The organism is Marinilactibacillus sp. 15R (assembly GCF_001895285.1).
GTDB lineage: Bacteria > Bacillota > Bacilli > Lactobacillales > Carnobacteriaceae_A > Marinilactibacillus > Marinilactibacillus piezotolerans.
Window position 1 is genome coordinate 2,534,401 of the sequence record NZ_CP017761.1, and the last position, 12,330, is coordinate 2,546,730.

Annotated in this window: 11 protein-coding genes; 4 read left to right on the top strand and 7 right to left on the bottom strand. The window is 34.4% G+C overall.

What is annotated here, in order from left to right; genetic code table 11:
• Positions 1 to 33: 33 nt before the first annotated feature.
• Positions 34 to 1,395, bottom strand: a complete 1,362-nt coding sequence (gene mgtE / locus BKP56_RS12435) for a magnesium transporter (RefSeq protein WP_072695490.1) — start codon at positions 1,393 to 1,395, stop codon at positions 34 to 36.
• A gap of 580 nt (positions 1,396 to 1,975) precedes the next feature.
• Between mgtE and BKP56_RS12440 the strand changes: the two genes are divergently transcribed.
• Together BKP56_RS12440 and BKP56_RS12445 are read left to right on the top strand one after the other, a co-directional pair.
• Positions 1,976 to 2,380, top strand: a complete 405-nt coding sequence (locus BKP56_RS12440; protein WP_072695492.1) for a hypothetical protein — start codon at positions 1,976 to 1,978, stop codon at positions 2,378 to 2,380.
• Positions 2,381 to 2,405: 25 nt separating this feature from the next.
• Positions 2,406 to 3,272, top strand: coding sequence for an SDR family oxidoreductase (locus tag BKP56_RS12445; protein ID WP_072695494.1), 867 nt, complete (start codon positions 2,406 to 2,408; stop codon positions 3,270 to 3,272).
• Positions 3,273 to 3,537: 265 nt separating this feature from the next.
• On the opposite strand, the gene BKP56_RS12450 is transcribed toward BKP56_RS12445, so the two are convergent.
• The 6 genes from BKP56_RS12450 to BKP56_RS12475 all read right to left on the bottom strand — a co-directional run bounded on the left by BKP56_RS12450 (position 3,538) and on the right by BKP56_RS12475 (position 9,995).
• The gene (locus BKP56_RS12450) at positions 3,538 to 4,062 is read right to left on the bottom strand and encodes an HD domain-containing protein (protein ID WP_072695496.1); all 525 of its coding nucleotides are present in this window, start codon (positions 4,060 to 4,062) and stop codon (positions 3,538 to 3,540) included.
• Between the two features lie 218 nt (positions 4,063 to 4,280).
• Positions 4,281 to 5,039, bottom strand: a complete 759-nt coding sequence (locus tag BKP56_RS12455) for a TrmH family RNA methyltransferase (protein ID WP_072695498.1) — start codon at positions 5,037 to 5,039, stop codon at positions 4,281 to 4,283.
• 108 nt (positions 5,040 to 5,147) lie between these two features.
• Complete coding sequence (locus tag BKP56_RS12460) at positions 5,148 to 6,530, bottom strand: M23 family metallopeptidase (RefSeq protein ID WP_083540578.1); 1,383 nt, start codon at positions 6,528 to 6,530, stop codon at positions 5,148 to 5,150.
• A gap of 459 nt (positions 6,531 to 6,989) precedes the next feature.
• Positions 6,990 to 7,814 (bottom strand): carbohydrate ABC transporter permease, encoded by an 825-nt coding sequence (locus BKP56_RS12465; RefSeq protein ID WP_072695500.1) that lies wholly within the window; start codon positions 7,812 to 7,814, stop codon positions 6,990 to 6,992.
• Complete coding sequence (locus BKP56_RS12470; RefSeq protein ID WP_072695502.1) at positions 7,814 to 8,680, bottom strand: carbohydrate ABC transporter permease; 867 nt, start codon at positions 8,678 to 8,680, stop codon at positions 7,814 to 7,816. Before BKP56_RS12470 ends, BKP56_RS12465 begins: the two co-directional genes overlap by 1 nt.
• 4 nt (positions 8,681 to 8,684) lie before the next feature.
• Positions 8,685 to 9,995 (bottom strand): ABC transporter substrate-binding protein, encoded by a 1,311-nt coding sequence (locus BKP56_RS12475; protein ID WP_072695504.1) that lies wholly within the window; start codon positions 9,993 to 9,995, stop codon positions 8,685 to 8,687.
• A 510-nt stretch (positions 9,996 to 10,505) separates the two neighbouring features.
• Between BKP56_RS12475 and BKP56_RS12480 the strand changes: the two genes are divergently transcribed.
• Together BKP56_RS12480 and BKP56_RS12485 are read left to right on the top strand one after the other, a co-directional pair.
• Positions 10,506 to 11,264, top strand: coding sequence for a GNAT family N-acetyltransferase (locus BKP56_RS12480; protein ID WP_072695506.1), 759 nt, complete (start codon positions 10,506 to 10,508; stop codon positions 11,262 to 11,264).
• Positions 11,265 to 11,274: 10 nt separating this feature from the next.
• Positions 11,275 to 12,321, top strand: a complete 1,047-nt coding sequence (locus BKP56_RS12485) for a GNAT family N-acetyltransferase (protein ID WP_072695507.1) — start codon at positions 11,275 to 11,277, stop codon at positions 12,319 to 12,321.
• Positions 12,322 to 12,330: the final 9 nt, after the last annotated feature.

Sequence of the window (12,330 nt, forward strand, 5' to 3'; positions counted from 1 at the left end):
CTATTTTGTTCAAAAATTGCAAGATTTTATTATTTATAGATAGTTTATAAGAGAAGTTGCTATTGTAAAATACACAATCAGTCCCATTGTATCATTCAACGTAGTGATAAAAGGTCCTGATGCAACCGCTGGATCTATATTGAACTTGTTGATAATAACTGGAATAACGGAACCAGTAACTGAAGCCAAACTGACGGATAAGAAAATAGAAGCCCCAATAATAACTCCTAAAACAGGATTCCCATAAATGACCATAACAATTCCAATCATTACGACTGCTGCTAAAATACCGATCATCATTCCAGCAGTAAATTCTTGTCTAACAGTTTTAAAAAAACTATCTTTATCTTTGTCATCAATCGTAAGATTTCTAACAGCCACCGCTAATGATTGTGTTCCTACATTCCCAGCAGTTCCCATGATCATTGGTATGAATGCAGCTAATATCACTACAGATTCTAAAGTTTCTTCAAAATAACTGATCAGACTGCTTGTAAGTAATCCTAAGAATAATAAAATAATGATCCAAGGTGCTCTAGACTTTGCAGCTTTGAATGGAGACATTTTTTTATCATCCGTTCCTCTGCGGATACCAGCAAATTCATTAAAATCCTCCGTAACCTCATCTTGGATAACATCCATTACATCGTCAACTGTTACGATCCCTAACATAGAACCATCATAGGCTAGAACAGGAAGCGCAAGTAGATCATAATCCTGTATGATTTGTGCAACACGCTCCTGATCTTCATCTACTCGTACAGAAACTACTTGGGAGTACATCAAAGATTCCACTGTCTCTTCTTCAGAAGACAATAATAAATCTCTTAGTGAAAGTACGCCCAGTAAATGTTCTTTCTCATCTACCACATACAAATAATAAATTGTTTCAGCATGGTGTCCGATTTGACGCAATCTCCTGATAACTTCTTTAGTAGTGGCTTTATAATTAATAGAAATAAATTCTTTCGTCATGATCGAACCGGCGGTCTCCGGAGCATAGGAAAGTAATTCTTGTACTCTATCACTTTCTCGCTTATCCATCATCGATAACAGTAACTGATTATCTGTTTCATCACTATTTGTCAAAAAATGAGCAACATCATCGGCCGCCATATGGTTGAATACTTTTGCCATATACTCATCAGGCAAGTATTGAACAGCATCTTCCTGATCTTCTGTATCCATCCATTCAAAAATCTCTGAAAATTCTTCTGGAGTAAGGAAATCAGCTATTTTCGCTTTTTTTTCCGGATATAATAGATGAAAGATTGCATGCTGATCTCTATCATGTAATTGTAAAAATAATTTTCTGAATTTTTCCCGGTCATTTTTTTTTGCTGCTTGAAATATTTTATTGTAATGTTTTTGTTCTGTTGTTTTAACTATTCTCATTACTAGTCACTCATTTCATGTTTAAATTTTTGAGAAGACATACATTCTAGATGTCCACTTAACAAACTATGTTTTAATTCAAAGAATAATATCGAACTGGGAGCACTATCCATATGCCTCACCTCCAAAATTTAAATTACAAAATGACTAATTTAGTTTCTTGATTTTTTTAAGACTCCAGAGATTGAACACCTCTTTAATTCTTTCCATAAAAAAAACACGCCTTTGAGCATGCAAACAAAATGAATTACTAGTCATTAATACTGCACCTCTAAACTGGTAACTGCGAATATCCACATTATCCAATTTTTAAACTTAATACAAACTACTGGAATTAAAACTATAATCAGTCAGTTTAACTACTTCTAGAGGGCTTCAAATGTGAAATGGTTATCCATCTCACTCTTATCTTAACTTATGATCGTTTATCATTCTAGATAGATCTTACATATTAACTTTACCTTAATATCCTTGTTTTATCAATAAAAAGAGTTTATTAATTAGTTCAGTTCTAATCTTTGTTATTAAAAGTCTTATTTTGTATACTGAAATTTAATCATGAAACTTCAGGAGGGATTGAGTGAAGAAAATTTTAAGTTTATTCTTAGCAACTGCTTTATTAGGTGCCTGTACCGAAGGTGATTCTGGTAGTGAAACTATCACGACAGAAGAAGAGGCAGCAGTCGAAGAAGAAGTTTCAGATACTGTGGCAACCGATCAAGAAATGGCCCCTGCATCCGATTCAGAGTTAGAAGATGCCGAAGTGATCACTGATTTATCTGACTATGAAGAATTCAAAGAGCAAGATGTGTTTGATCCTACTCAATTCGAGACCTATGCAGTAGAAGATAATACAGCTGTTAGAGTAATCATATTTTTAGAGGATGATGAGCAAGTCTCTAAAACTATCTACATTAAAGAAGATAATCGATTCAAAGTAATTGATTTAAGAGAAAATGAATTATTGTTGAATACACCAATTTAAACTTTTTAGAAAGAAGGAGAAAAAGATGGATAACGACAAACAAATAAAAACTCAAGCGCCAAAAAAAGATTATCTAATGCCCGATGATAGAGGAAAACTGGAACCTACTCCTAAAGTAGATGATCCAGATTATAAAGCTGCCGGTAAAATGAAAGGATTTAATACAATTGTAACTGGAGCAGATAGTGGAATCGGAAGAGCTGTTGCAATCGCATATGCTAAAGAAGGGGCCAACGTTGCATTAGTGGATTTAGAAGATAAAGAAGATGCTCAGACAATTAAACAGGAAATCGAGAAATTAGGTGTAAATGCGTTACTATACATTGGCGATGTTGGAGATGAATCTTTTGTTAAAGATACTGTTAAGGAAATCGTTGAAAAATGGGGTCAGATCAATGTACTAGTGAACAATGCTTCAGAACAGCATCCACAAAAAAGTATTATGGATATAACTGCCGCGCAATTAGATCGTACGTTTAGAACAAATATCTTCGGCATGTTTTATTGGGCTCGGGAAGTTTTTCCTCATATGACAGAAAATGGCTCAATTATCAACTCGTCCTCTGTCACTGCCTATAAAGGCTCTCCCGGGTTAATGGATTATGCCGCAACAAAAGGAGCCATTATTTCATTTACTCGTTCTTTTTCACAGAATACAGAAGTTTTAAATAAAAAGGTTCGGGTAAATGCCGTTGCTCCAGGTCCTATCTGGACTCCTCTTATTCCAGCTACTATTGGCAGTGAATACGAAGAACATGGCAGCGTACCGATGGGTAGACCTGGCGAACCATCCGAGTTGGCTCCTGCTTATGTATATTTAGCAACAAAAGATTCAAGTTATGTTACAGGACAGACCATTCATATCAATGGTGGTACAATCGTAAACGGTTAATCAGCATATGCTCCTTTTATTTTTTATTAGTACTAATTAAAAAAGTGTCTTCGTTAGTTTTTAGCTATCGAGGACACTTTTCTATTTAGAGCTGCTTCCATAACACTTCAGTCTTTTATAAGTTGACAAACTTTTCTTTCATTATTGGTTCCTTTACTAGTTAACCCAAGAAAATCACTTATTCTGATGTGATATACAATGATTTTCTTTTAAGCAAAAATAAAAACGTATCAGGAGAACACTGCTCCTGATACGTTTCACTTTTTTATGCATGCACTAATCGAACTTTAGCAATCCAATCAGAAACTTTAATTCTCGTTTTTTCACGCAAAGGTTTGGATACTTCACTAATTGCACAGTATTTATCTACACATGTTACGATCATGCTCTCTTTATAGCGAGGCATACCGACTTTAGAACATAAAAACATATGCTTCAAGATGATATCGCGTTCTAAATCAGTTAATGGAGTAATTTTAGCAGCGTTTTCGACCGCAATTTTAGGGTGTACACAATTATGTGAGCCCTGTTCCATAGCTGCTATTTCTTCTCTTCCTTCATGAAAAAAATCATGCAATAATCCTGCTCGAGCGACAGCTCTCACATTTAAATTAAATCTTTTAGCGAGACGGTAACTCACATAAGATACAAATAAGGAATGAGTTAAGCGAGTCGTGTAGTGATGGTGTGTAATAGTATCTAATTTTAAAAGTTCTTCATTTTGAATTAAATCTTTGATCAAAGCCATATATTCCTGGTCATGTTCCCAGATAGATTGAACAAATTCCATGAAACTTCTCCTTTGTGCCTTACAGTTTAGACTTGTTTTTAATAGATTCAAGGTAATTTTGATATTCATAATCCTTTAATTAATATCTGTTTTCTATCTTACTCCTAAAAATGAAAAAATTAAAGTTGAAAATCTAATTATTACTGTTTATAAAGCAAACTACACTAAATTGTCAAATTTTCGTTTTATTTATGAAAAATTCTTTAACTGAATTTCATTTATTGATATAAAGAAAACATTAATATGCTCGCTGCTATAGCCACGTTTAGAGATTCTGCCTGGCCTTTAATAGGAATATATAAATTTTTATCCGTCTCTTTAAGTACTTCACTATTTACTCCAGCACCTTCGTTACCTACGATCAGAGCAAAATTTGTCTCTGGCTTCTCTCCAATGTATGAGACAGCTCTCTCATCCAGTGCTGTTCCATAAACTATTTTTTCTTCAGATTGAAATCGTCTAATCCAAGAAATTAGATCTCCATGGTAAATGTTCAAATGAAAATGACTACCTTGAGCTGATCTTAAGGTTTTGGGATTAAATAAATCAGCTGATCCTTCTCCTAAAACAACACCTCCAAAGCCAGCAGCATCTGCAGATCTAATGAGTGTGCCTACATTACCCGGATCTTGAACGGCATCCAAAAAGAGATATGGTCTGTCAATCTCCTTATAATTTATTGGTTCGGGAAACGGTAGTATAGCGTAAATTCCTTGTGGAGTTTCAGTATCTGAAAGTTCAGCTGATACTTCTTCTGATAATTCGATGCTTTCAACTGTAATGTTTTTCAGCCAATCATCTTGATTTAAGTTTTCACTTATCAGTAGATAATCGATCTGAACATCAGCTTTGATTGCTTCTTCTACTAGATGAAAACCTTCAATAATATATTTCTGCGACTTTTGTCTACCTTTTTTTGTTAACAGCTTTTTCCAGCTTTTAATTTTCTTATTTTTGATGGATTCGATTCTCTCCACTTAAAGACTTCCTCTCACAGTTTCTTTTAGATAACAGTTTACCACATTGGAAAAAGTTTCTATATACAGAAAAAGGAGATGCACCTAGGCATCTCCTTTAAGGATATGTTATCCACCAATATAAGAAATAGGATTAACTGGAGTTCCATTTTTTAATACTGAGAAATGTAAATGTACACCAGTCGATCTACCAGTAGTTCCCATGATACCCAGTTGTTGTCCTTGTGAGACGCTCTGGCCTGGAGCGACTTTCAAGCCCGGCTGCATATGAGCGTATCGAGTAGATAAGCCGTTTCCATGATCAATTAGTACCATATATCCATATGTTCCTGAGAAAGTAGCTTGAGTAACTGTTCCTGCTTTAGCCGCGACAATCGGACCACCTCCAGCAATATCAAGACCATTATGGAGTGATGATTTTTCTCCGGTTACAGGGTGAGTTCTATATCCAAATTGTGAAGTGATTCTTCCACTGGCTGGACGTGTCCATCCAGAATTAGATTGTACTGGAGTTTTCTCTACTTCTGTTTTAGTATTTGATCCACTATTAGTAGACCCTGAAGTTTGGTTGCTCTTAGAAGTTGAAGTTTTCACTTTAGCAGCTGCTGCCGCTTCCGCTTCAGCTCGTGCTAGAGCTTCCGCTTCTTCACGTTGACGTTGTTCTTCAGCTAATCTTTGTTCTTCTTGAATTCTTTTTTGTTCTTCAATGATTCGTTGTTGTTCTTTCTGCATTTCTGCAGAAAGTGTACTTGTACGCTGTGCAATTACTGATTGCTCATTCATAAAACTTTCTTTATCTTGCTCAGACATATTAAATTTCTCGGCAACTTGTAAAATCTTATCATCTAATTCCATACGCTGTGCAACTAAATTATTCCGATCAACTTCAAGCTGTGCTTTCGCTGATTCGACTGATTCACGTTCATTTTGAATTGATTTTTCAGCTTCTTCCAAAGCATTCTGATCATCTATTTGAGCTTGCATAATATCTTGATTTGCAGAAACAATCTTACTGACGACCCCTATTCGACCAACTAGATCCGATAGATTCTCGGCTGAGAGAATCATATCAATAATATCTGTCGTATTACCTTCTGTTTGTACCGATCTTGCCTGAGTTTCTAATTGATCGTTTCTTTCTTCAATAATTTTTTCAAGTCTAGTAATCTCATCTTGTAACTTTTGGATTTCCTGTTCAATTCTTTCGATCTCTTTTTCTTGTTCTTGAATATTTAAAATCAATTCATCTATATTTTTCTGAAGACCGGCAACTTCTTCTTCCAACTGATTACGTTCTTCTTCCAAGCTTTTCATTTGCTCTTCTTTTTCATTGATCTTTTCATCTAACTGACTATTTTGGTTATTTAATTCTTCTTGTTCTTTTTTCAGCTCTTCTATACGATTAGACTGAGCGGATACGTTTTGTGGTATGAATACTGGTAAGGCGAAACTTGTTGCAGCAACAGCTACTAATAATCTTTTTTTAATCAATTTATATACTCCTGATTCTAATTTGAATTTTAACTTTTATAAATAGGTGGCATGACCACTGTACTCTCTGCTTGACCACTAACCACATAATATCATGATGTTTTATATAATAATATTTTATTTCCATGACAAATTCTGTGTCACTTTGTTATATAACTGTATTATTTGAACACTTTTTGAACACTATAATAACAACAAATCCTGATATGACAGGAATAAAATAAAAAAACACCTTGATTTAACTAGAATCTTCTGTCAACTATCGTGAACAAAAATTGACAAATCCATATTGCCTATTAATTTTCAATCATATTAGATGGGGCTGGAAAAATAGTCTCTAATTATAAATTTACTATAAAATTACACAAATTGAAAAGCCGTCAACTCAAGGATTGAACATCCTTAATTTGACGGCTTTTTTCTTTTTAGCTAGTCTTGACTCAGACTCTATACAGTTTGTTAAGATTTAGTTGCGCCTTCTGTTACCCCTTCAACAATATACTTCTGTAAAAATATATATAGAAGTATGATGGGGATTATGGCAAGGACAAGGCCTGCTAACGCTAGCTCCCACTGTACTGTATACTCTCCAAAGAAATAATACATTCTAAGGGGAATCGTCCTCATTCCTTCTTGATTGATTACCAAAGAAGGTAATAAAAAGTCATTCCATAATCGTATTGCATTTAAAATAATGACCGTAACAGTTGTAGGCTTTAGAATCGGAAATATCACTCTCCAGAAAATCTGTAATGGATTTCCTCCATCTAAATAAGCTGCTTCATCCAATGATACTGAGATTGATCGCATTGCACCATAATATAAGAAAATCGACATGCTTGTTGCAAAACCCCAGTTCATAATAATCAAGCCGAAACGATTCAATAAGTTAACTTGACCAAACATACTAACCAAAGGAATCATAACTGACTGAAAGGGGATCAACATGGTCAAAGCACATAAGAAGTAGATTCCTGTACTAATCTTACTTTTTTTCCTAGCCAACGCATAGGCTGCCATAGATGAAAATATCACGATTACAACCAAGCTGACTGTTGTAATCAACAATGAGTTTAAGAAACTACTTGTAAAATCTAAATTATTATAGGCTGTAGGATAATTATCTCTTACCACCTCTTCTGGTATCCAGAGTGTGTTTGTAAATATTTCTGACCTGTTCTTAAAGGATCCGAAGAAAATAATGACAAACGGATATATCCATGTCAGAGAAACGATAATACCTAGTAAAGCAACAAGTGCTTTATGTCTTTTTACACTACTCATTATAAATCGACCTCTTTTCTCCGCGTTAGAAAAATTTGAGTTAAGGAGATCGCTGCTATAAGGAGTAAGAATACGATAGCTTTTGCTTGGGCATAACCTTGTTCATACTGGTAAAATGCTGTGTTATAAATGTTCATGGCAACCATTTCAGTTGATCCATAAGGTGCCCCGTTTGTTAAAGCCAAGTTTACATCGTAAACCTTAAATGCATTAGCCAAGGTTAAAAATAAACTGATTGTAAATGCTGGAGCTAACATGGGGAATTTTATTTTCCAAAATGCCTGCCAGTTATTAGCTCCATCCATCTGACCTGCTTCTAAAAGCTCTCCGGGAATATTTGCTAAAAACGAAATATAAACAATCATGATGTACCCACTCATCTGCCACAAAAAAACAATGACCAAAGCCCAGAATCCTGTCGTAGAATCTGATAGCCAAGAACTGAAAAATGAGATTCCTGTAGCAGATGCAATCCCCTCAAAAGCTCTGACAAATATAAATTGCCAGATAAATCCTAGAATAATTCCACCTATTAGATTAGGCATAAAGAAAATCGTTCGAAATATTGTACTGATTTTTCCTAATTTTTGTGTAACTAAAAGTGCCAGCCCTAATCCAATTGCATTGATCAGTATCACTGCAACAAATGAAAATCTTAATGTGAACCATAAGCTAGATAAGAACTGTTTATCTTTAAAAAGGCGTTGATAATTTTCCAATCCCGTAAATACTGCTTGGTATCCGTCCGAATTGGTTAATGATGTACCAATCCCTAACAATAACGGAATCAGTATTATAATCGATATGGCTATAACTGAGGGTAAAATAAACGCCCAGTAATAAGCAGTATTATGTTTTCCTTTCATTCAATCACCGCATTTCTTTGAAGGCTTCTGCTGTATTCGTTTCAAAATCTTCCCAAGTCTGATCGCCATTCAAATATTTTTGATATTCTGGATATAGTACCTGCTGGAACCATCCATCTGGATACTGTTTATGCGTCATAGCGCCTGTTTCCCCCGCTAATAAAGCACGATACAACTCTTGCGAAACCGGATCTGAAATATCTTCAGGCTCATAACCTTTTTGAGCTGGTACAAAAGCCAGATCTCCAGTAATCATTTCTTTACCTTCTTCAGAGGTATACATCCAGTCTAAGAAATTTTTTGCTTCTTCTACTACTGCATCATCTAGGTTTTTATTTACACCAATATAAAAAGGGGCTCCAGCAATAATTTTGCCTTCTGTATCACTTTCTCCATAAACTGGCAATAACCCTAATTTTTCTTTTGCAAAACTTGGATCGATATCATTAAGCGTAGGAACAATCCAAATCCCCTGATGAACCATAGCTACTTTATCATTAACAAATAGTTCTTCGACTGATCGGCTATAGTCAACTGTTAGAATGGGCTGTACATTATACTGGTTAAAAAGATCAGTATATTTTTTCATTTGGTCTCCATATTCCCAATTCAACTCTGTTGCTTCATATGATTCGATAATACTTTCATTAAATTCAGGACTTGTGAAATTTGCAGAAAACTGATTCGCTATATAATTTTCTCCACCACTAAACGCAAATACTTCATCAATGCCTAATTCTTCTTTTTGACTATCTAACGTCTCAACGGCTTCTGCAAAATCATCATAAGATTGAATTGAATCCGGATCAATCCCAGCCTCTTCAAATATTTCTCGATTATACATCCAGCCAAATCCTTCGAGATTAAGCGGAATACCTAAAGGAACACCATCAATGGTACCGCCTTCTAAAGTTCCGTCAATAAGAGTATCCGTTACCTCTAATTCAGATACATCTATCAATGAGTCACTGTAACGTTCAACTTCAGGAAGCCCTCCCAGCATCATTAATGCCGGTTCATCACCAGAAGAAAAGCGCGCTTGCAACCCTGCTGAGCCTTCTCCACTACCAACTGTTGTAATCGTAACTCGAGTATTCCCATCGGTCTCTTCACTATACATATCTGCAAGTTCTTCTAATTGTGCAGTGATTTCTGGTTTTTGATTGAAAAAATCAACTGTCACTACTCCATCACTTACACCGCTTTCACTGTCTCCTGAAGCCGGTGTCGATGTTGTACCACCAGTTCCACAACCTGATAAAAGAAATGGAACTGCGAAAAGGGGGGTCAATAATGTACTATATCTTTTTTCCATTTAATTCACTCCTCTATTTTTAAAGTCCTAAAAATAAATTATTTATAATTCTTGTTATGCATAATTATTCTTTTAAAGACTTTTTATTTTTTAATTTTAACATAATAGATTTCAAACCATGTACTATATAGCCTTAGAAATTTGTAAATTAATTAATATCATATTATTATCAATAATATATCAATATTTCCTTATTAAATTTCAAACATTATATATTCAGTGTTATCATTCGACTTAGCATAATTTTTGTTCTGTATTTTCGATTTATCTATTTTTATAATTATTGGTTATTATTAAATATGTACATTAACTAATTCTCATCTACATTAAAATTTTTTTAAAATTGATTAAAGAAGCATCGTTATAAATTTTTATCCAAAATAAATGAGACTTGATTGCAACTTTTTTTGTCTTTCAAGTATAATACTGATAGCAGTGAGACGTTGAACTAACTGTTAACCATTTTTATTCAAGATACTGGTTATATAATGATAGGAAGTGAGCTTGTCCATGTTAAGTTTCAGAAATATTGAGTGCTATAGTGAGTTAATTGATGAAAACGAATTCTTCAAACAGTTTTATAATCCCGACTTACCTTTAAGATATGATTCTAACTTTTTTCAATTAAAATATCAGCCCACCTTGTCGGAGTTTGAGTTGATTGAAGAAATGCAATACCAGTTCCATGCAAATGAAGGATTAAAGCATATGAAATTCTATTGGCCAGAGAATAAAGGCTTCACATCTGAAATCATGGCTTACTTTGAAAAAGAACATTATGCAATTGAAATGCTAGAACTTTATACAATTGATCCGAAAAATTTTGAATCTGATAAACAAACAAGCAATATAAAAGTCTATTCTCTTTCTAAAGAAAATTTAGTGGATTTCAAACGTATCAATTATCCAAACGACCTGATTTTCGGTAAAGAGTTCGCCGATATGAAAAAAAATATGTATGAACAAATGCTTGATAATCCATCTATTATCCCTTACATTGCCTACGTAGATAGCGAACCAGCCGGGTCTTTAATCTCTGTTATCGGAGAGGAGACTGTGGAAATCGATGACTTATTGACCGTTACACATTTAAGAAAACAAGGTGTCGCAACTGCTTTGCAAGAAGCAGTGATGACTTTTGCACAAAAAAATTCAAAACAAGTTATCTTAGTTGCAGACGGTGACGATACACCGAAGGATATGTATTTGAAACAGAATTACACCTGCATTGGTTTTCGATTAGGTGCACAGAAAGTTTTCGCAAAGTAGGAGGCAAAACATGACAAAAGAAATCAGACTATTGACTAAATCAGATTTTAACCTATACAAATCAATGCAAACTGGTTTAAAAGAAGATTATATGCTTAATATTTATCCAGGATTAACAGATGATGGCAGCAGATTATTTGGTTTATTTATAGATGAGCAACTTGTAAGTACTGCAGGATATACGGTTTTTGCAAATCATCAGGTGATGCTAGGTCGTTTGAGAAGTGACATTCGTTTCAGAGGTCGGAATTACGGTACAGAGATACTCCAATACGCTATGGAGCAAGCATTAGCATTACCGAATGTCGAGTTTGTAGGAGCCAATACTCAATCTGATAATTATTCTACTCAAAAAGTAATAAAAAAAATCAGTATGACTCACTTGACAACTTTATATGAGGGACAAACTCAAGATCTTTCATCCCTTATCTCATCTCAAAATCCTTCTGCAGAAACGACCAGCTGGTCTAAGATAGATGATTTAGGTCGTAAACAGGAATGGATCAAGCGCACTTACTTAAATGAAGAATTCCCAGTAACTATATTTCCTTTTGAGGCTTACTATCCTTTTCCAGTTTCAGAATCATTATTCAAAGATGAATTAGTAGAATCATGGAACTTTTACGAAAATGAAGATCAAACTCGCTATCTCATACTTTGGGAAGAAGATAAAGATGATCATTACCTCCATGTGACTTATCCGTGGACTGATTTTATGGAACAAACCGGCTTTTGGGAAACAGTTGATGAACAGCTTTCTATTACTAGAAGAAATAAACCTGAAACTCAAATGTGGATCGACTTATCAGAAGAGAAAATAAAGAAACTACCTGAAAATCATCCATTTGATTTATCATTTTCATGGTGGTTATATGGTACTTTTAACCCTAATGCTTACCACGAGAAGGAATCAGAAAATTTGACTACTGATCTATCTCAAGCATACAATTCATTAGAATTTATAGAAAATGAACTAAAGGAATTAGAAGTTGAACTGGATAAAAAAATAGAAAAAACTGAGAATCTTAAACAATCATTAGATGAACTTGATCAATAGTAAAAGCGT

Coding starts and splice junctions, on each gene's coding strand:
- mgtE (WP_072695490.1), bottom strand. CDS start 1,395: ATGAGAATAGTTAAAACAACAGAACAAAAACATTACAATAAAATATTT.
- BKP56_RS12445 (WP_072695494.1), top strand. CDS start 2,406: ATGGATAACGACAAACAAATAAAAACTCAAGCGCCAAAAAAAGATTAT.
- BKP56_RS12450 (WP_072695496.1), bottom strand. CDS start 4,062: ATGGAATTTGTTCAATCTATCTGGGAACATGACCAGGAATATATGGCT.
- BKP56_RS12465 (WP_072695500.1), bottom strand. CDS start 7,814: ATGAGTAGTGTAAAAAGACATAAAGCACTTGTTGCTTTACTAGGTATT.
- BKP56_RS12470 (WP_072695502.1), bottom strand. CDS start 8,680: ATGAAAGGAAAACATAATACTGCTTATTACTGGGCGTTTATTTTACCC.
- BKP56_RS12475 (WP_072695504.1), bottom strand. CDS start 9,995: ATGGAAAAAAGATATAGTACATTATTGACCCCCCTTTTCGCAGTTCCA.
- BKP56_RS12480 (WP_072695506.1), top strand. CDS start 10,506: ATGTTAAGTTTCAGAAATATTGAGTGCTATAGTGAGTTAATTGATGAA.
- BKP56_RS12485 (WP_072695507.1), top strand. CDS start 11,275: ATGACAAAAGAAATCAGACTATTGACTAAATCAGATTTTAACCTATAC.